Origin of the sequence: Pseudorhodoferax soli (genome assembly GCF_003337555.1) — a bacterium.
Taxonomy (GTDB): domain Bacteria; phylum Pseudomonadota; class Gammaproteobacteria; order Burkholderiales; family Burkholderiaceae_C; genus Pseudorhodoferax; species Pseudorhodoferax soli.
Genome location: NZ_QPJK01000002.1, coordinates 776,757 through 796,079, shown reverse-complemented (window position 1 = coordinate 796,079; position 19,323 = coordinate 776,757). Strand labels below are relative to the sequence as shown.

Sequence of the window (19,323 nt, the reverse complement as noted above, 5' to 3'; positions counted from 1 at the left end):
AGTTCGAAAACACTATAGCCACGCCGGCATCCGTCCAGGCCGTGCCGAAGGCCTCACCTTCTGTGTGCCTTTGTGCCGCCTGCGGGTAAGGTGCGCCCTGCGCGCGACGCAATGCCCCCGAGAACACCGCATGAACCCCGAAGACCTGCAGCGCCTGACCACGCTGGCCATGCCCTACGGCCGCTACAAGGGCACCGTGATCGCCGACCTGCCCGGCAACTACCTGGCCTGGTTCGCGCGCGAGGGCTTTCCCAAGGGCGAGATCGGCCGGCTGTTGGCGCTGATGCTGGAGATCGACCACAACGGCCTGGGCCACCTGCTCAAGCCCCTGCGCTGAGACCCTGCCGCCGCAGATTTTTTTTAACGGTCCCCGCCTGAGCCGGCCCGCGTGCTTGCTAGCATCCGAGCAACCCACATCAGCCGCGTCCACCCACCGCACAAGCGACGGAGCCCGTTCCATGTCTTTGCCCGCACTCAGATCCCTGGCCCTGTCGGTGCAGGAGTACCGCAGCGGCGAGTACCGCTGGGTCGTCCTGGAGCGTTTCGCAGACGACGAGCCCTTCGAAGTCCTTTTGGCGGCCGAAGAGAGCTGCGCCACCTACGGCGATGCGTGGGCGAACGGCACGGCCGTGCTCAGCGCGCTGGCCGACGACAACATGGCCATCGGCCCCCGCGTCAACGAGGAAGAGCAGCCCGTGTTCGTGCAGACCGACCGCCCCGGCCTCTACGAGCTGCGCGACGACGACGACAAGTGAGCGCTGCCCCCGAGTTCCAGCCCGTGCTGGACGGGATCGTTGCGGCGCTGTCCGAGTTGCGCGGCACCGAAGGCCAGGTCGCCAGCTACATCCCCGCGCTGGCCCGCATCGATGCGCGGCACTTCGGCATGGCCCTGGTCACGGCCGATGGCCAGGAGGCCCAGGCCGGCGACGGCGCCATGCCGTTCTCCATCCAGAGCATCTCCAAGGTCTTCACGCTGACGCTGGCCATGCAGCACCTGGGCGAAGCGCTGTGGGAGCGCATCGGCCGCGAGCCTTCGGGCAGCGCCTTCAATTCGCTGGTGCAGCTGGAGTTCGAACAGGGCCGCCCGCGCAACCCCTTTATCAATGCCGGTGCCATCGCCGTGGCCGACCGGCTGGTCTCGCTGTTCGGCGGCGGGGCCAAGGCCGAGCTGCTGGCGCTCATGACGGCGCTGGCGGGCGAGCCCGTCGCCTTCGACGAGGAGGTGGCGGCGTCCGAGGCGGCCACGGGTTTTCGCAACCTCGCGCTGGCGAACTTCATGAAGAGCTTCGGCAAGCTCGACAACCCCGTCGAGCAGGTGCTGGACCTGTACTTCCACCAGTGCGCGCTGCGCATGAGCTGCCTGCAGCTGGCGCGGGCGGCCGCCTACCTGAGCCGCGACGGCCACCACCCGCTGTGGGCCGGGCGCGCCGTCTGCACCGAGCGCCAGACGCGCCGCATCAATGCGCTGATGCTGACCTGCGGCACCTACGACGCGGCCGGCGAGTTCGCCTACCGCATCGGCCTGCCCTGCAAGAGCGGCGTGGGCGGCGGCATCGTGGCCGTGGTGCCCGACCGGCTCACGCTGGCGGTCTGGGCGCCCGCACTGGACGCCACCGGCAACTCGGCGCTGGGGCGCCAGGCGCTGGAGATGTTCGTGGCGCGGACGGGGCTGTCGGTGTTCTGATGCTCACCAGCCGCTGAAGCGCGGCCAGGTCTGTAGCGCGCCGCCGTCGGCCGGCAGCACCTGGTACGCCCCATGCTGCGCCCCGGTCGCGCAGGCATGGTTGGGGTGGATGCGCAGCTGGCTGCCGAGCGGAAAGAGCCGCTCCAGGTCTGCGCCGGGCGTGCCCTTCCACTGCAGCACGCCATGCTCCTGGTTGGCCTCGCCGAAGCCCAGTTCGGCGATGGGCTGGCCCTGGATGTCGGCCACCAGGCCGTAGCCGTGGTCTTGTGCTTGCTTGGATGTGCCGCGGTCGCGGCTCATGGCCATCCAGCCTGCATCCGTGATGATCCAGCCGGCCTCGGGCCGGTGGCCGATCACGGTGGCCAGCACCGACAACGCGATCTCGTCCACGCCGCAGACGCCGACGCCGGCCATCACCAGGTCGAAGAACACGTAGACGCCGGCCCGCACCTCGGTCACGCCGTCCAGCCGGCGCGCGTGCAGCGCGGTGGGCGTGGAGCCCACGCTGACCACGGGGCAGGCATGGCCGGCGGCGCGCAGGCGCTCGGCCGCACGCACGCAGCCGGCGCGCTCCTGCTCGGCCATGGCCTCCAGCGCAGCGGGCGTGTTCAGGCCGTAGGAGCTGCCGGCGTGGGTCAGCACGCCGGCCAGTTCGGCACCGTCGTCCACCAGGGCGGCGGCCACGGCCAGCAGCCGCGCGTCCTCGGGCGGGATGCCGCTGCGGTGGCCATCGGTGTCCACCTCGATCAGCACGCGGTGGCTGTGGCCGTTGGCGCGGCCATGCGCGGCCAGCTGTTCGGCGGCCGCGACGGACTCGACCAGCAGCGTGAGCCGGCAGCCCGCGCGCACCAGGCGCAGCGCGTGGTCGAACTTGGACGGCACGATGGCCACGGCGTACAGGATGTCGTCCACACCGGCGGCGAAGAACTGCTCGGCCTCCTTCAGCGTGGAGACCGTGATGCCCCGTGCGCCGGCAGCGAGCTGGCGGCGCACCACCTCGGCGCACTTGCTGGTCTTGGCGTGCGGGCGAAAGCGCACGCCCAGCGCATCCATGCGCTGCTGCATGCGCGCGATGTTGCGCTGCATGCGGGCTTCGTCGAGCAGCAGCAGCGGCGTCTCCAGCGCGGCCAGGTCGGGCGCTGTCATGCCGGCCGCGCCCCGAGCAGTTCGCACATGCGCGCCAGGTCGACGTTGCCGCCGCTCAGCAGCACGCCGATGCGCTGGCCGCGCAGCGCGGTGGCCTCGCGCCGCACCGCGGCCAGGCCCAGGCAGCCGGTCGGTTCCACGACGATCTTCATGCGCGCGGCGGCGAAGGCCATGGCGTCCACGAGCTCGGCGTCGCTGGCGGTCTGGATGTCGTCCACGGCGCTCTGGATCACGCCGAAGGTGTAGTGGCCCAGGTGCTGGGTCTGCGCGCCGTCGGCAATGGTCTTGGGCACGTCGATGTGCACGATGGCGCCGCTGCGGAAGGACTGCTGGCCGTCGTTGCCGGCCTCGGGTTCCACGCCGACGATGCGGGTCTTGGGCGACAGCGCGCGCAGCGCCAGCGCCGAGCCCGACAGCAGGCCGCCGCCGCCCAGCGGCGCGTAGAAGGCGTCGAGCGGGCTGACCTCCTCGATGAGTTCCTTGGCAGCAGTTCCCTGGCCGGCGATCACGTCGGGGTGGTCGTAGGGCGGGATCAGCGTGAAGCCGTGCTTGCGCGCCAGGTCGCGGCCGATCTGCTCGCGGTCTTCGGTGTAGCGGTCGTAGCTGACGACGGTGGCGCCGTAGCCCTTGGTGGCCGCGACCTTCATGGCCGGCGCGTCATTGGGCATCACGATGGTGGCCGGGATGCCCAGGATGCGTGCCGACAGCGCGATGGCCTGGGCGTGGTTGCCCGACGAGAACGCCACGACGCCGGCGCGGCGCTGGGCCGCGTCGAACTTCGACAGCGCGTTGAAGCCGCCGCGGAACTTGAAGGCGCCCATGCGCTGCAGGTTCTCGCACTTGAAGAACACCTGGGCGCCGATGGCCGCGTCGAGCGTGCGCGAGGTCATCACGGGCGTGCGGTGGGCATGGCCTTCGATGCGGCGTGCGGCGGCGGCCACGTCTTCGTAGGTCGGCAGGGTCAGGTCGTTCATGGCGTTGGAAGGGACGGGTGGAGAAGGGGGTGACGAAAGGGGCTACCAGGGCCAGGCGATGTCCAGGCCCAGGCCCTGGGCCTCGGCGCTGGCCAGCACCATCCGCGCGACGGCAAGGTCCTGTAGCGCGAGGCCGGTCAGGTCGAACACGGTGATCGTCTCGGGGGCGCGCGCGGCGTCGTCCAGCGCGCCGATTTCGGTGCAGGGCAGCTCCGGCGCCCATTGCGCCTCACCGAGCTGGCGCGCCTGGCTGCGGTCGTCGACCACGAGCCGGGCACGCGCGAGCAGGCCTTCGGGCAGTTCGCGCTTGCCGCGCGTGTCCGCGCCGACGGCGTTGATGTGTGTGCCGGGGCGCACGGCACCCAGGCCGAAGAGCACGCCGGCGCCGGGCGTGGCGGTGATCACCACGTCGCTGGCGGCCACGGCGGTGTCGGCATCGGGGGCGAACTGCAGCGCGCAGCGGCCCGCGAAGGCGGATTCGAAGGCCGCGTCCGGCTGGCCGCGGTGCGTGCAGTAGCGCACCTGCTCCAGCGCAGGCAGCACGCGCAGCGCCTCGGCCAGGTGGGCGCGGGCCTGCACGCCGGTGCCGAACAGGCACAGCGCGCGGCTCCCGGGCCGGGCCAGGCGCTGCAGGCCGATGGCGCCGGCAGCCGCCGTGCGCGCGCTGGTGATCGCATTGCCGTCCAGCACGCACAGCGGCCGGCCCGTGGCCGGGTCGTGCAGCACGATGGTGGCCTGGTGCGGTTCGCCGCCCCGGCCGCGGTTGGCTGGCCAGAAGCCCGCCGACTTGTAGCCCAGCAGCGCCTGCGCCGGCACCGCGCCCGACTTGATGCCGAACACGCCCTCGGCCAGCTGCTCACGCACCACTGGAAACGTGCGGCCCTCGCCGCGGCTGTGCAGCGCGAAGGCCTCGGCCACGGCCGCGCGCACGGCGGCGGGCTCCAGCAGCGCGGCCACGGTCGGGCCGTCGAGCAGGCGCAAACGGGCTGCAGGGGCTTCAGCGCGCATCGCTGTACACCGTGGCGCGCGACACACCCAGGTGGGCGGCGACGGTCTGCATGGCGTGGCGCAGCTGCAGCAGGCCCTCGGCCTTGAGTTCGGCCAGCAGCGCACGGCGTTCGTCGGCCTTGAGTGCGCGCGGGGTGCTCGCGCGCGCGGCGGCGTAGCGGTCGATGCGCGCGCGGATCGCGTCGGCGCCGGCCGGGTCCAGCGTCTCGGCCGGCGCGGCCTGGGTGTCGACCTGCACGAACTGGCCCATGGCGCTCTGCAGGCTCTTGAACAGCGTCAGGTCCACGTTCAAGCACAGGGCAGCCACGTAGCGGCCCTCGGCGTCCTTGACGCCGATCGACGTGCTCTTGGCCTGGCGCCCGTCGGCGAAGCGGTTGGCGTAGTTGGCCAGCACCGGCGCGTAGGCCGGGTCGGCGATGCGGGCCAGGCCCAGCTCGGTGGCCGGGTCGCCGACGGCGCGGCCGGACAGGTTGTTGTGGATCGCGGCGATCGCGTGGCCCGGGTCCAGCAGGTCGTGCACCACGACCTCGCAGAACGGCGCGAAGGTCTCGCCCAACCCCTGGGCGATGTGTTCGAGCTGGCCCAGCAGGGCGCGCTGGGCAGCGGTTCTGGACGGTTTGGCGGTCGGCATCTGGATATTTTGTCCAGATGTAGACGTTTTGTCCAGAGACTTCAGCGCGCCTGCAGGTAGGGGGCGCGCCCGAGCAGCTCGGTCGCCCAGTCCACGAAGGCGCGCACCTTGGCGGACAGGTGGCGGTTGGGCGGGTAGACCACGTGCAGCGGGATGGGCGGGTGGCCCCAGTCGGGCAGCACGCGCACCAGCGTGCCGTTGTCCAGGTGCTGCTGCAGGCCGAAGCGCGCCACCTGCGTGACGCCCAGGCCGGCCAGCACGGCCGTGGTCAGCGCGTTGCTTTCGTTGACCGCGAGCTGGTAGGCCCCGAGGATCTCGAGGTGCTCCTCGCCGCGCTCGAACAGGTGGGGGAACTGACGGCCCGTGCGCGAAGAGAAGTAGTTGATGAGGCGGTGGCCCTTTTCCAGCTCGGTCGGGTGGGCCGGCGTGCCGTGCTGGGCCAGGTAGCCCGGCGTGGCCACGGTGATGAGCTCCACGCCGCCGATGCGCCGCGCCACCAGCGACTGCTCGGTCAGCTCGCCGCCGCGGATGACGCAGTCCACGTTGTCGGCGATCAGGTCCACCGGGCGGTCGCTCACGCCCAGGTCGAGCTGGATGTCGGGAAAGCGCTCGAAGAAGGTGTGCAGCTGCGGGATCACGAGCAGCCGTGCGATCGAGGCGCCGACGTCCACGCGCAACCGGCCGCTGGGGCGCGACTGGGCGTTGCTCATGCTGGCCTCGATGTCGTCGAAGTCCGACAGCAAGCGCACGGTGCGTTCGTAGTAGGCCGCGCCATCGGGCGTGACGGTCACCCGGCGCGTGGTGCGGTTGAGCAGCTTGACGCGCAGCCGCGCCTCCAGGTACTGGATCTGCTTGGTGACGGTGCCCTTGGGGATGTCGAGCGACTCGGCGGCCTTGGTGAAGCTGCCGGCTTCCACGACGCGCGTGAACATGCGCATGGACTGGATCTGGTCCATCTAGATGCTCTCCGGGCCGTGGGACCGCGGGTGCGGCATGGCGGCGCGGCGCGCGTGGCGGCCGCAGTGCAGAGGGTGGACCTCCGAGGCAATCATGTGGTTCTCCATGGGTGGATTGCGATACGGGCCGCAGTCTCCAAGCTCACATCCTGGGAAGGTCAAGTCGGCAGGCCGATGACCCTCTTGGCGAGAGAGGCGCTGGGCGCGCCGCCGCTGGCAGGCCGGGTCTTCGTGGCGAAGCCGCCGGCCTTGGCGACGCGCATGGCCATGCACATGGACGGCGTCTTGTCCATTCGTCTTCCTGTGGTGATGGGTGCCCGCGGGTGCGGTGGGGGCGCGACTGTAGCGGGAACGCGCAATCCTGTCAGCGGGCCTGCATGTAGGGGTTTTTGGCGAACAGTTCGGCCGCCCAGTCGACGAATGCGCGCACCTTGGCCGAGAGGTGGCGGTTGGGCGGATAGACCACGTAGAAGGGCAGGGTGCGGCGCTTCCAGTCCGGCAGGATCTGCACCAGCGCGCCGCTCTCGATGTGCGGCTTCACGTCGAAGCGGGTCAGCGCCACGATGCCCAGGCCGGCCAGACCGGCCTCGGACAGCGCGTTGCTCTCGTTCACGGCCAGCTGGTAGCGGCCGGTGATTTCGTGGCGCTCGTCGGCGCACTCGAAGTAATGGTTGTACTGCCGGCCCGTGCGCGAGGAGAAGAAGCTCACCATGGTGTGGCTGTGCTCCAGCTCGGTCGGGTGCGCGGGCGTGCCATGGCGCGCCAGGTAGGCCGGCGAGGCCACGGTCACGAAGTCGATGTTGCCGATGCGCCGCGCCACCAGCGACTGCTCGGTCAGCTCGCCGCCGCGGATCACGCAGTCCACGTTGTCGGCGATCAGGTCCACCGGGCGGTCGCTCACGCCCAGGTCGAGCTGGATGTCGGGATAGCGCTCGAAGAAGCCCTGCAGCGCCGGGATCACCAGCAGCCGCGCCACCGAGGCGCCGATGTCCACGCGCAACCGGCCGCTGGGCCGGGCCTGGGCATTGCCCATGCTCGCCTCGATGTCGTCCAGGTCGGAGAGCAGACGCAGCGTGCGCTCGTAATAGGCTGCGCCGTCGGCGGTCACCGTCACGCGGCGCGTGGTGCGGTTCAGCAGCCGCACGCGCAGCCGGGTCTCCAGCGCCTGGATCTGTTTGGTGACGGTGCCCTTGGGCACATCCAGCGACTCGGCTGCTTTGGTGAAACTGCCTGCTTCCACGACGCGCGTGAATGCCCGCATCGACTGGATCTGGTCCATGGGCTTCCTTCTTGCTTTGTTCGGCCGCTCAGTAGATACCCGTAGGCCTGAAAGGTTCGGCCGCCTTCTCCCTGATGATTCTCGGGGCATTGTTGGCGGCTCGGAAACAGTGAAGCGGTGTGTTGCGCATTTATCCGACACAGCGCCGGCTCTACATTTACCAGCATCGTCAACGTCAGTCCCCGTCTTCGTTCTTCATCTCTCACGCTGTTCCAGGAGTTCGCCATGTCCGCCGCCACCGCCACCCCGTCGACCACCGCTGCCCCGCAGGGCAACGGCTTTGCGAGCTGGCGCGAGACCGTGGTCGAGCTGAAGGGCCTGGAGCCCGTGCCGACCCGCATCTACGGTGAAAGAAAGCGCGGCCAGGTGTCTCCGCTCGTGGTGCATTACCACGGCGGCGCGTTCACGGCCGGCGGGCTGGACTGCGGCGTCAAGCTCGCCAGCATGCTGGCCGAAGCCGGCGCCATCGTCGTCTCCATCGCCTATCCGCTGGCACCTGCGCACCCGTTCCCGCAGGCGCTGGACGTGGGCTACGGCGTGCTCGAGTGGGCCTGGAAGCAGCGCGCCAAGCTGGCCGGCACCGGCGCCCCGGTGTTCCTGGCCGGCGAGGAAGCCGGCGGCAACCTGGCCGCGGCCACCGCCTTGATCGCACGCGACCGCGCCCACCCGCCGCTGGCCGGCCAGGTGCTGGTCTCGCCCATGCTGGACCCCTGCACGGGCATGGCCTCGGTGCGCGAATTCAACTGCACCGAGACCCAGGGCAAATGGGCCGAAGGCTGGCGCAACTACCTGCGCTGCCCGCAGGACGCCACCCATCCCTACGCCGTGCCTGGTGGTTCGCTGCGGCTGGCGGGCATCGCGCCCACGCTGGTGCTGACCTCCAGCGACGACCCCATGCGCGACGAGGCCCGTGCCTATGCCGAGAAGCTGCGCGCTGCCGGTGTCGCCGTCGATTTCGAGATGCTGACCCCGGCCACGGGTTGGCCCAATACCTTGCTGGCCAGCGAGCCCATGGAGTGCGCGTGCGCCGCCATGGTGCGTCCGCGCCTGGAGGGCTTCTTCGCCGCGCACCTGCCGGCGAAGAAGAGCGCCGAGTAACCGTCCGCCCCTCCTCCCACGGGGAGGGGCCTTCTTTCCGATCCGCCTGAACCGGTCGCCCCAGAACGGCCGGAGAGGTTTTGTTGTTCTCGTTTTATTGTTCGAGGGAGTAGCCATGTCCGATCCGACCAACGATCCGTTCGCCGATCCGTATTCCACGCGCCGCCCGCGGCGCAACCGGCTGCTGGCCGTGGGCACCGCGCTGGTGCTGGCCATGGCCGCTGCCGGCCTGGGCTTCATGCTGCAGTCGCCCCAGGTGCATGCCGATGCCTTGCCCGCCGCGCCGCAGGCCACGCCGGTCTCGGTGGCCACGGTGGCGCAGTCCGATGTCGCCACGTGGGATGAGTTCTCCGGCCGGCTGGAAGCCGTGGAGCGTGTCGACCTGCGCTCGCGCGTGGCCGGCACGGTGCTGTCGGTGCACTTCCGCGAAGGCGCGCTCGTGAAGAAGGGCGACCTGCTCGTCACCATCGACCCGGCCTCGTACGCGGCCGACGTCGAGCGTGCCGAAGCCCAGGTGGTGGCTGCCGAGGCGCGCCAATCCTTCACGCGCAGCGAACTCGACCGCGCCCAGCGCCTGCTGGACGAACGCGCCATCGCCCAGCGCGAACACGACGAGCGCGCCAACGCGCACCGTGAGGCCCAGGCCAACCTGCGCGCCGCACAGGCCGCGCTGCAGTCGGCCCGGCTCAACCTGTCGTGGACGCAGGTGCGCGCCCCGGTCGCCGGCCGCGCCGGCAAGGTCGAGGTCACGGTGGGCAACCTGGTGTCGGCCGGTGCTAGCGCGCCGGTGTTGACCACGCTGGTCTCGGTCAGCCCGATCTACGCCAGCTTCGACGCCGACGAGCAGGTCGTCACCCGGGCGCTGCGCGACCTGCCTGGCGGCGGCGCGCGCACGCAGGTCGACCGCATCCCGGTGCAGATGGGCACGGCGGCAGACGATGCCACGCCGCTGGTCGGCCGCCTGCAGTGGGTCGACAACCAGGTCGACGCCCGGAGCGGCACGGTGCGCGTGCGCGCCCAGTTCGACAACAAGGACGGCACGCTGATGCCCGGCCAGTTCGCGCGGCTGCGCATGGGCCAGGTCAAGACCGCACCCGCGCTGCTGGTCAATGAACGCGCGGTGGGCACCGACCAGGACAAGAAGTTCGTGTTCGTGGTGGATGCCGACAACAAGGCGCAGTGGCGCCAGGTCACGCTGGGCGCCAGCGCCAACGGCCTGCGCATCGTGACGCAGGGCCTGCAGCCGGGCGAGCGGGTGGTCGTCAACGGCCTGCAGCGCGTGCGCCCCGGCTCGGTGCTGGACCCGCAACCGGTGGCCATGGACGCACGTCCAGACAAGCAGGCCAAGGCCGACAGCGCCGCCGCGTCCAAGTCCTGATCTCCCCGATCTAACGCCCTTCCGATTCCAGCAACACCATGCCTGCCGGCGCCCAGCGCGCCGGTGGCAGGGGGGACCTTTGCCATGAACCTCTCCAAATTCTTCATCGACCGGCCGATCTTTGCCGGCGTGCTGTCGGTGCTGATCTTCCTCGCCGGGTTGATCGCCATGCGCGCGCTGCCGATCTCCGAGTACCCCGAGGTCGCGCCGCCGCAGGTGGTGGTGCGCGCCAACTACCCCGGCGCCAACCCCAAGGTGATCGCCGAGACCGTGGCCACGCCGCTGGAAGAGCAGATCAACGGTGTCGAAGGCATGCTCTACATGGGCAGCCAGGCCACCACCGACGGCGTGATGACGCTGACCGTGACCTTCAAGCTCGGCACCGACCCCGACAAGGCCCAGCAGCTGGTGCAGAACCGCGTCGCGCAGGCCGAGCCGCGCCTGCCCGAGGAGGTGCGCCGCCTGGGCATCACCACCGTCAAGAGCGCGCCCGACCTGACCATGGTGGTGCACCTGGTCTCGCCGAACGACCGCTACGACATGAACTACCTGCGCAACTACGCGGTGCTCAACGTGAAGGACCGCCTCGCGCGCATCCAGGGCGTGGGCCAGGTGCAGATCTTCGGCGGCGGCGACTACGCGATGCGCGTCTGGCTCGACCCGCAGAAGGTGGCGCAGCGCGGCCTGTCGGCCAGCGACGTGGTGGCAGCGATCCGCGGCCAGAACATCCAGGCCGCGGCCGGCGTGGTGGGCGCATCGCCCGGCCTCGCCGGCGTGGACATGCAACTGTCCATCAACGCGCAGGGCCGCCTGCAGAGCGAAGAGGAGTTCGGCGACATCATCGTCAAGAGCGGGACCGACGGCGCCGTGACCCGGCTGCGCGACATCGGCCGCCTGGAAATGGGCGCGGCCGACTACTCGCTGCGTTCGCTGCTGAACAACGACGCGGCGGTCGGCATGGGCGTGTTCCAGTCGCCCGGCTCGAACTCGCTGGACATCTCGCGCGACGTGCGGGCCACCATGGCCGAACTGGCCAAGAGCATGCCCGAGGGCGTGGAGTTCCGCATCGCCTACGACCCGACGCAGTTCGTGCGGGCGTCCATCGAATCGGTGATCCACACGCTGCTGGAAGCCATCGCCCTGGTGGTGCTGGTGGTGATCCTGTTCCTGCAGACCTGGCGCGCCTCCATCATCCCGCTGCTGGCCGTGCCGGTGTCGGTGGTGGGCACCTTCGCGGTGCTGCACATCCTCGGCTTCTCGATCAACGCGCTGTCGCTGTTCGGCCTGGTGCTGGCCATCGGCATCGTGGTGGACGACGCCATCGTGGTGGTGGAGAACGTGGAACGCAACATCGAGGCCGGGCTCTCGCCGCGCGAAGCCACCTACCGCGCCATGCGCGAGGTGGCGGGCCCCATCATCGCCATCGCGCTGGTGCTGGTGGCCGTGTTCGTGCCGCTGGCCTTCATCAGCGGGCTCACGGGCCAGTTCTACAAGCAGTTCGCGGTGACGATTGCGATCTCCACGGTGATCTCGGCGATCAACTCGCTGACCTTGTCGCCGGCGCTCGCGGCCCTGCTGTTGCGCAGCCACGATGCGCCCAAGGACGCGCTGACCCGCTTCATGGACAAGACCCTGGGCTGGCTGTTCCGCGGCTTCAACCGCTTCTTCCACCGCGGCTCGGAGGCCTACAGCGGCGGCGTGAAGCGCGTCATCGGCCGCAAGGCGCTGATGATGGTGATCTACCTCGCGCTGATCGGCGTGACCTTCGGCCTGTTCAAGGCCATCCCCGGCGGCTTCGTGCCGGCGCAGGACAAGCAGTACCTGATCGGTTTCGCGCAGCTGCCCGACGGCGCCACGCTGGACCGCACCGAGGACGTGATCAAGCGCATGGGCGAGATCGTCAAGCAGAACCCGAACGTGGAAGACGCCATCGCCTTCCCCGGCCTGTCGATCAACGGCTTCACCAACAGCTCGAACTCGGGCATCGTGTTCGCCACGCTCAAGCCGTTCGCCCAGCGCAAGCATGCCGACCAGAGCGGCGGTGCCGTGGCCGGCCAGCTGAACCAGGCCTTCGGTGCGATCCAGGACGCCTTCATCGTGATGTTCCCGCCGCCGCCGGTGGCCGGCCTCGGAACCACCGGTGGCTTCAAGCTGCAGCTGGAAGACCGCGGCGGCCTGGGCTACGACGAGATGGACAAGGCCGTGAAAGCCTTCATGGCGAAGGCCTACCAGACGCCCGAGCTGGCCGGCATGTTCACCAGCTGGCAGGTCAACGTGCCGCAGCTGTACGCCGACATCGACCGCACCAAGGCGCGCCAGCTCGGCGTGCCGGTGACCGACATTTTCGACACCATGCAGATCTACCTGGGTAGCCTGTACGCCAACGACTTCAACAAGTTCGGCCGGACCTACAGCGTGCGCGTGCAGGCCGATGCGCCCTACCGTGCCCGCGCCGAAGACGTGGGCCTGCTCAAGGTGCGTTCCAGCACCGGCGAGATGGTGCCGCTGTCTGCCCTGATGAAGGTGAACTCCAGCTTCGGCCCGGAACGCGCCATGCGCTACAACGGCTACCTGGCCGCCGACATCAACGGCGGCGCGGCGCCCGGCTTCTCCTCGGGCCAGGCCCAGGACGCGATCGAGCGCATCGCGGCCGAGACGCTGCCCAAGGGCGTGAGCTACGAATGGACCGAACTGACCTACCAGGAGATCCTGGCCGGCAACTCCGCCTTCCTGGTGTTCCCGCTGGCGATCCTGCTGGTGTTCCTGGTGCTGGCCGCGCAGTACGAAAGCCTGACGCTGCCACTGGCCATCATCCTGATCGTGCCCATGGGCATCCTGGCGGCGATGACCGGCGTCTGGATCGACGGCGGGGACAACAACGTGTTCACCCAGATCGGTCTCATCGTGCTGGTCGGGCTCTCGGCGAAGAACGCGATCCTGATCGTGGAGTTCGCGCGCGAGCTGGAGTTCGGCGGGCGCACCCCGGTGCAGGCGGCCATCGAGGCCAGCCGGCTGCGGCTGCGCCCGATCCTGATGACCTCGCTGGCCTTCATCATGGGCGTGCTGCCCCTGGTGCTGTCCACCGGCGCCGGCGCCGAGATGCGCTCGGCCATGGGCGTGGCGGTGTTCGCCGGGATGATCGGCGTGACGGCCTTCGGCCTGTTCCTGACCCCGGTGTTCTACGTGCTGATGCGCCGCCTGGCCGGCAACCGGCCGCTGGTGCAGCACGGCGAGGTGCATGTGCCGGTGGTCGCATCGGCCCCGGCCCACGGTGCGGGCGGTGGCTCCATCCAGCCGCTGCCGGCGGCGCCCCGCCACCCCATCGAATGAACGAGCGAGTGAGGACATCACCATGCGACTGAACTTCATCGTCACCCCCCTGCTGGCCGCGCTGATCCTGGCTGGCTGTGCCAGCGGGCCGCTGCCCGCGGCCCCGGCCGAGCATGCGCTGCCCACCGTGCCCGTCGCTTTCAAGGAAGGCAATGCACGCTTCACCACCGTGGCCCCGGCCGAACAGGCCGAGCGCGGCGCCTGGTGGCTGGGCTTCGACGACCCGGTGCTCGGCGACCTGGTCGAGCGCGCTGCGGCGCGCAACACCAGCGTGCAGGAAGCCGCAGCGCGGCTGGCCCAGGCGCGCGCGCTGCTGCGCAATGCCGAAGCCGACCGCGCACCGCAGATCGGCATCGGCGCCGGCGCCCAGCGCGGCGCTGGGGCCGACACGGCCCAGGGCCGCCAACCGGCCAGCGTGCTGACCGCCAAGGCCAATTTCTCCTACGAGCTGGACCTGTTCGGCCGGCTGGCGCAGGCGCGCGATGCCGCCGGGCTGGACGCCGATGCACGTGCCGCGCTGCTGCAGAGCACGCGCCTCATGGTGCAGGCGGAGACCGCGCAGACCTATCTCACGCTGCGTGCGCTGGACGACGAGCGCGCGCTGGTGCGCCAGACCGTCGCCGCCTACGACGACACGCTGCGCCTGACGCAGCGCCGCTTTGATGCCGGCGACGTGGCCGAGCTCGACCTCGTGCGCGTGCAGGGCGAGGTGGCGGCCAACGAGGCCGAGGCGCTGGCGCTGGACCGACGCCGCACGGAGCTGGAGCATGCGCTGGCCGTGCTGGTCGGCGAGGCCGCATCGAGCTTCACGCTGGCACCGCAGGACTGGCGCAGCGCGCTGCCGCGCATCCCGGCCGGTGTGCCGGCCACGGTGCTGGCCCGCCGGCCCGACGTGTCGGCCGCGCAGCTGAGCCTGCAGGCCGCCCAGGCCCGCGTGGGCGTGGCGCGCACCGCCTGGTTCCCCGACATCGCGCTGACGGGTTCCGGCGGCTTCGCCTCCACCGACCTCGGCGACCTGTTCAAGTGGTCGGCCCGGTCGTGGGGCATCGGCGCGCTGCTGTCGCTGCCCATCTTCGACGGTGGCCGGCGCGAGGCCAACCTGGCGAACGCCGCCGCGCAGCTGGACGTGGCGGCCGCCGGCTACCGCGCCCAGGTGCTGGGCGCCTTCCGCGATGTCGAAGACCAGCTGGCCGCGCTGCGCCTGCTCGACGAGCAGGCGCAAGCCCAGGGCCGCGCCGTGACCGCCGCCACGCGCGCCTCGGCGCTGTCGGAGACGCGCTACCGCAACGGCCTCGTGAGCCAGATCGAACTGCTGGACGCGCGCCGCAGCGAGCTGCGCAACCGGCGCCAGGCGCTGCAGGTGAAGTCGGCGCAATACCAGGCCACGGTCGGGCTGGTGCGCGCGCTGGGCGGCGGCTGGGACCGCGGCGCCTGAGCCCGGCCCGCCGGTGCGGGCGGCGCAAAGGCCGCACCGGCGGCAGGGACTCAAATAAGACTATTTCTCAATTGAGATATAGTCGCGCCATCGGAAGTGCAGTGCGGCACTGCAGGCACTTCCACCGGTTTCATCGTGGGGCGACCCGAGACTTCGGTCTCCAAGGTCGTTTTTGCTAGCCAACTCTTCAGGCCAGCCAAGCATTTTTTCCACGCACGACACGGGCCGCGCCATGCGGTCGGTGCAGCCCGGCCCCCCTGTCTAGCGCATGTTGCGGAACTGCCGCGGGTCCATGCCCATCTCGGTGCGCCGCACCCGGCCGGCGGGATCGAAGTAGACATAGAACATCTGGTCCACCATGCCGCCGCGCCAGCGGTAGGTCCAGACCGGTCCGTCCCAGCGTCCGACCGCACCGACATAGGCCGGCGGGCCGAACTCGCGGCCGATGTCCGCCTGTGTCCAGCTGCCGTCCAGCGCGATGCGCGCGAAGTCGTTTTCGTTGAGCACCTGGCGCGCCTGCACCACGCGGCCTGCGGCGTCGATGTCCACCATCACCGCCTCCTGGCCGGTGGGCTGGAAGCTGTATTGCAGCCGCTCGCCGCCAGGCACGGGCACGACGCGCGTGGGCTGGCCCCAGCGCGACAGCACCTCGGCGCGTGGCATGCCGGGCGTGAGGTTTTCGACCGTGCCGCAAGCGGTCAACAGGGCGGCCAGCAGGGCGGCCGCCAGCGGGCGGCTGGTGTGCAGGGGAGTGGGGGCCATGGTGCGGAAAAGCTTACTTCTTATCCGTTCTGCACGCTTGCACATGCGAAAGCCTTCGTTGGCGTGGGGCGGCCCGGCTTCGAAGATGCGCGGACCGATCCACTCCAAGGAGCCCCCGCGTGAACACCCGCCTGAACCCTGCCAAGGCTTCGCGTTCGGCCGCCGTCAAGGCGCGGCTGGACCATCCCGTCATCGACACCGACGTGCACGTGAACGACTACGCGCCGGTGCTGGAGGACTACATCGCCCAGTACGGCGGCCCCCAGCTCGTGGACGCGCTGCGCAAGGCGCTGGGCGGGCGCTTCGTCACGCGCGACGGCTCGGGCCGGGATTGGTACCAGCAGACCCCCGAGGAACGCGCGCACCACCGCACCTTGCGTGCGCCCTGGTGGGCCCGCGTCACGCGCAACACCCACGACCTGGCCACCTACACCATCCCCGCGCTGCTGTACGAGCGCCTGGCCGAGCAGGGCTCGGACTACTCGGTGCTGTTCCCCAACGACGTGCTGTCGCCGGCCGCGGCCGGCAGCGATTACCGCCAGCCGCTGCACCGCGCGCTGAACCACTTCCACGCCGACCAGTACCGCGCCTATGCCGACCGGCTCACGCCCGTGGCCGGCATCCCGATGCACAACCCCAAGGAAGCGATCGAGGAACTGGAGTTCGCGGTCAACACCCTGAAGCTCAAGGTCATCAACATCCCCGGCGGCGTGCGCCGGCCGATCCCGGCCATCGCCGAGAAGTACCCCGCCAAGGACCATCCCGAGATCGCGAAGCACGCGACCTACACGGACTTCTACGGCATCGACAGCCCGCACGACTACGACCCGTTCTGGGCCAAGGTGGTCGAGCTCGGCGTGCCGGTGACCACGCACTACGGCAGCCAGGGCTGGACCGGCCGGCAGTCCACCAGCAACTACATGTTCAACCACATCGGCCACTTCGCCGATGGCTCGCAGGCGTTTGCCAAGGCGCTGTTCTTCGGCGGTGTCACGCGGCGCTTTCCGGGCCTGCGCGTGGCGCTGCTGGAGGGCGGTGCCGACTGGGGCTCGCATGTGTTCACGCACCTGGTGGACCGCTGGGAGAAGCGCAACCGCCATGCCGTGCGCAACTACGACCCGGCCGAGGTGGACGTCGACCTGCTGGCCGCGCTGTTCGACCGGCACGGTGCCGACCTGCTGCAGGGCCGCGCGGTGGACAAGGCCACGCTGGTGCGCGACAGCCTGGGCATCTCGGCGCTGCCGCACAGCCGGGAGCCGCGCGCAGAGGAGATCGACGACTTCGCGCTGGCCGGCATCGAGAGCGTGGACGACATCCGCGCGCGCTGGGTCGATCCGTTCTTCTTCGGCTCCGAGGCCGACGACCGCACCGTGGCCGCCGCCTTCAACCACCGCGTGCACCCGGGCGGCGTGAAGATCAACGCGATCTGGTCGTCCGACGTGGGCCACTGGGACGTGCCCGAGTTCACCGAGCCGCTGGCCGAGACCTGGGACCTGGTCGAGCAGGGCGTGATTTCGGCGCAGGACTTCCGCGCGTTCACCTTCGGCAACCCGCTGCGCTTCTACACCGAGGCCAACCCCCGCTTCTTCGACGGCACGGCCGTCGGCCACCAGCTCAGGCTGGCGCCCGCCGCCTGACCGCTCTCCAAGGATTCCGCATGTTCTCGACCACGCAAGTCTTCAAGGGATGGGCCGCCGCACTGGCCCTGTTCGGCGCATTCGCCGCGGCGCAGGCCGCGCCCGAGGTCATCCGCATCGGCGTGGCCACGGCCGGCGGCGGCGACCCCGTCACCTGGGGCGGCTCGCCCGGTGGCGTGGCGCGCAACCAGCAGTGGCTGGAGGAAGAGTTCAAGGGCTCGGGCACCCGCATCGAGTGGCTGTTCTTCAAGGGCGCTGGCCCGGCCGTCAACGAGGCGCTGTCGAACAAGCAGATCGACTTCGCCTACCAGGGCGACCTGCCTTCGCTCGTGGGCCGCTCCAACGGCCTGAACACCAGGCTGCTCTTGGCCAGCGGCACGCGCAACAACCTCTACGTGGTGGTGCCGCCGAAGTCGGACATCCAGTCGATCAAGGACCTGAAAGACCGCAAGGTTTCCATCTTCCGCGGCACCAACGGCCACCTGGTCGCCATCAACGTGCTGGCCGCCCACGGCCTCACGGAGCGCGATATCAAGGGCGTGAACCTGGACACCGGCAGCGCGCAGGCGGCCCTGGTCTCCAGCGGTGTGGACGCAGCCTTCGGCGGCAGCGAGTGGTTCAAGGTGCGCGACCAGGGGCTGGCCCGGATCGTCTACTCCACGCAGGGCCAGGACCCGGCCTTCACGCGCCAGGCCGCGCTGCTCGTGCACGGCGACTTCGAGAAGGCCCACCCGGCCGAGGTGCAGCGCGTGGTCGACGTGTTCGTGCGCGCTGCGAAGTGGGCCTCGGACGAGAAGAACCGCGACGCCCTGTTCGCCACGTGGGCGAAGAGCGGCACGCCGGCCGCTTCGTACAAGGCCGAGTTCGAGAACCAGTCGCTGGCAGAGCGCAACACGCCGCTGCTCGACGCCTTCCTGCTGGCGCGCTACAAGGCCGTGGTCGACGACGCGCTCAAGCTCAAGCTGATCCGCCGCAGCGTGACGGTGGACGACTGGTTCGAGCCGAAGTACCTGCGCGCCGCGCTCAGGAAGCAGGGGCTGGAGAACCATTGGACCGCCTACGACGCCAAGGGCAAGCCCGTGGCGGCGGGCGGCGCCTCCGTCGCGGCGCGCTGAGATGGGCTTCGAGCAGACCTTCGTGCCGCTGCTGACGGGCGGCGCACTGGGCGCATCGTCGCTGCCCGCACCCGCGCCGTCCGCTCCGGCCGCGCCGCCGGCTGCTGCACTGCGCCAGGCGCCGACCGGGCCCCGCGGCGACGCCCTGCTGCCCTGGCTGCTGCCGGCCGCGCTGCTGGGCCTGTGGTTCCTGGGCGCCGCCCAGGGCTGGATCTCGCCGCAGGTGCTGCCGCCGCCGCAGTTCGTGTGGGAGACGCTGCGCGACCTGGCCACCAGCGGCGAGTTGTGGCTGCATGTCTCGGCCAGCCTGCAGCGCGTGCTGGTCGGCTTCGCGGTGGGCGCGCTGCTGGGGTTGGCGCTGGGCTCGGCCATGGGCCTGTCGCGCACGGCCGAGGCCTACCTGCTGCCAAGCTTCAACGCGCTGGTGCAGATTCCGGTGCTGGGCTGGCTGCCCTTCGTGCTGCTGCTGGTCGGCATCGGCGAGCCGCTGAAGTACATCCTGATCGCCAAGGCCGCGCTGGTGCCGGTGGCGCTGAACACCTTGCAGGGCTTCCGCCAGACGCCGCAGAACCTGCGCGAGGTCGGCCAGGTCTACGGCTACAGCCGGCGCCAGCAGGTGCTGGAGATCGTGCTGCCGCATGCCGTGCCCACGCTGTTCACCGGCCTGCGCCTGGGCTTCACCAAGGCCTGGCTGTCGCTGGTGGTGGTCGAGCTGGTGGCTTCCAGCGAAGGCCTGGGCTACCTGATCGTCTACGGCCGCCAGCTGTTCCAGCTGGACCAGGTGATGGCCGCGGTGATCGTCGTCGGCGCCATCGGCTACGCCATCGACCGGGGGCTGGACTGGGCCGAGCGCCGTGTCGCCAGCGGCCGGCCGGGAGCGACGCGGTGAG

18 protein-coding genes are annotated in these 19,323 nt (G+C 70.4%); 10 read left to right on the top strand and 8 right to left on the bottom strand.

What is annotated here, in order from left to right:
- Positions 1-130 precede the first annotated feature (130 nt).
- From DES41_RS10450 to DES41_RS10440, 3 genes are all read left to right on the top strand, one after another.
- Positions 131-337 (top strand): DUF3820 family protein, encoded by a 207-nt coding sequence (locus tag DES41_RS10450; protein ID WP_114467548.1) that lies wholly within the window; start codon positions 131-133, stop codon positions 335-337.
- Positions 338-458: 121 nt separating this feature from the next.
- Entirely contained in the window at positions 459-755 is a 297-nt protein-coding gene (locus DES41_RS10445) for a hypothetical protein (RefSeq protein ID WP_114467547.1), read from the top strand.
- Positions 752-1,684, top strand: coding sequence for a glutaminase (locus DES41_RS10440; protein WP_114467546.1), 933 nt, complete (start codon positions 752-754; stop codon positions 1,682-1,684). Before DES41_RS10445 ends, DES41_RS10440 begins: the two co-directional genes overlap by 4 nt.
- A 3-nt stretch (positions 1,685-1,687) precedes the next feature.
- Here DES41_RS10440 and DES41_RS10435 read toward each other — a convergent pair whose 3' ends face one another.
- The 7 genes from DES41_RS10435 to DES41_RS10410 form a co-directional block, all read right to left on the bottom strand.
- Positions 1,688-2,830, bottom strand: coding sequence for an alanine racemase (locus DES41_RS10435; RefSeq protein ID WP_114467545.1), 1,143 nt, complete (start codon positions 2,828-2,830; stop codon positions 1,688-1,690).
- Positions 2,827-3,804 carry a threo-3-hydroxy-L-aspartate ammonia-lyase gene (locus tag DES41_RS10430; protein WP_114467544.1) on the bottom strand — a complete coding sequence of 326 codons (978 nt, stop codon included), beginning with the start codon at positions 3,802-3,804 and terminating at the stop codon, positions 2,827-2,829. Before DES41_RS10430 ends, DES41_RS10435 begins: the two co-directional genes overlap by 4 nt.
- Positions 3,805-3,846: 42 nt before the next feature.
- Positions 3,847-4,812, bottom strand: a complete 966-nt coding sequence (locus DES41_RS10425; protein ID WP_114467543.1) for an ornithine cyclodeaminase family protein — start codon at positions 4,810-4,812, stop codon at positions 3,847-3,849.
- On the bottom strand, positions 4,802-5,443 hold the full coding sequence (locus DES41_RS10420; protein WP_114467542.1) for a helix-turn-helix transcriptional regulator: 642 nt from the start codon (positions 5,441-5,443) through the stop codon (positions 4,802-4,804). The genes DES41_RS10425 and DES41_RS10420 overlap by 11 nt, the downstream gene beginning before the upstream one ends.
- A gap of 41 nt (positions 5,444-5,484) precedes the next feature.
- Positions 5,485-6,399 (bottom strand): LysR family transcriptional regulator, encoded by a 915-nt coding sequence (locus DES41_RS10415; RefSeq protein ID WP_114467541.1) that lies wholly within the window; start codon positions 6,397-6,399, stop codon positions 5,485-5,487.
- Between the two features lie 158 nt (positions 6,400-6,557).
- Complete coding sequence (locus DES41_RS39550; protein ID WP_281277185.1) at positions 6,558-6,692, bottom strand: hypothetical protein; 135 nt, start codon at positions 6,690-6,692, stop codon at positions 6,558-6,560.
- Between the two features lie 71 nt (positions 6,693-6,763).
- On the bottom strand, positions 6,764-7,678 hold the full coding sequence (locus tag DES41_RS10410) for a LysR family transcriptional regulator (RefSeq protein WP_114467540.1): 915 nt from the start codon (positions 7,676-7,678) through the stop codon (positions 6,764-6,766).
- A gap of 225 nt (positions 7,679-7,903) precedes the next feature.
- Between DES41_RS10410 and DES41_RS10405 the strand changes: the two genes are divergently transcribed.
- The 4 genes from DES41_RS10405 to DES41_RS10390 all read left to right on the top strand — a co-directional run bounded on the left by DES41_RS10405 (position 7,904) and on the right by DES41_RS10390 (position 14,919).
- Positions 7,904-8,776, top strand: coding sequence for an alpha/beta hydrolase (locus DES41_RS10405; protein ID WP_114467539.1), 873 nt, complete (start codon positions 7,904-7,906; stop codon positions 8,774-8,776).
- Positions 8,777-8,891: 115 nt separating this feature from the next.
- Positions 8,892-10,154 (top strand): efflux RND transporter periplasmic adaptor subunit, encoded by a 1,263-nt coding sequence (locus DES41_RS10400; protein WP_114467538.1) that lies wholly within the window; start codon positions 8,892-8,894, stop codon positions 10,152-10,154.
- Between the two features lie 84 nt (positions 10,155-10,238).
- The gene (locus tag DES41_RS10395; RefSeq protein ID WP_114467537.1) at positions 10,239-13,484 is read left to right on the top strand and encodes an efflux RND transporter permease subunit; all 3,246 of its coding nucleotides are present in this window, start codon (positions 10,239-10,241) and stop codon (positions 13,482-13,484) included.
- Between the two features lie 22 nt (positions 13,485-13,506).
- Complete coding sequence (locus tag DES41_RS10390; protein WP_114467536.1) at positions 13,507-14,919, top strand: efflux transporter outer membrane subunit; 1,413 nt, start codon at positions 13,507-13,509, stop codon at positions 14,917-14,919.
- Positions 14,920-15,180: 261 nt separating this feature from the next.
- Here the strand turns inward: DES41_RS10390 and DES41_RS10385 are convergent, their stop codons facing one another.
- A complete protein-coding gene (locus tag DES41_RS10385; protein ID WP_114467535.1) occupies positions 15,181-15,681 on the bottom strand; it encodes a hypothetical protein in 501 nt (166 codons plus the stop codon).
- Positions 15,682-15,800: 119 nt separating this feature from the next.
- On the opposite strand from DES41_RS10385, the gene DES41_RS10380 reads away from it, so the two are divergent.
- From DES41_RS10380 to DES41_RS10370, 3 genes are read left to right on the top strand one after another with little or no spacing between them, the layout of a single operon-like run.
- On the top strand, positions 15,801-17,318 hold the full coding sequence (locus DES41_RS10380; RefSeq protein ID WP_114467534.1) for an amidohydrolase family protein: 1,518 nt from the start codon (positions 15,801-15,803) through the stop codon (positions 17,316-17,318).
- A gap of 20 nt (positions 17,319-17,338) precedes the next feature.
- Positions 17,339-18,433: an ABC transporter substrate-binding protein gene (locus DES41_RS10375; protein WP_114467533.1), complete on the top strand. Its 1,095-nt coding sequence runs from the start codon at positions 17,339-17,341 to the stop codon at positions 18,431-18,433.
- 46 nt (positions 18,434-18,479) lie between these two features.
- Positions 18,480-19,322: an ABC transporter permease gene (locus DES41_RS10370; protein WP_245965667.1), complete on the top strand. Its 843-nt coding sequence runs from the start codon at positions 18,480-18,482 to the stop codon at positions 19,320-19,322.
- Position 19,323 lies beyond the last annotated feature (1 nt).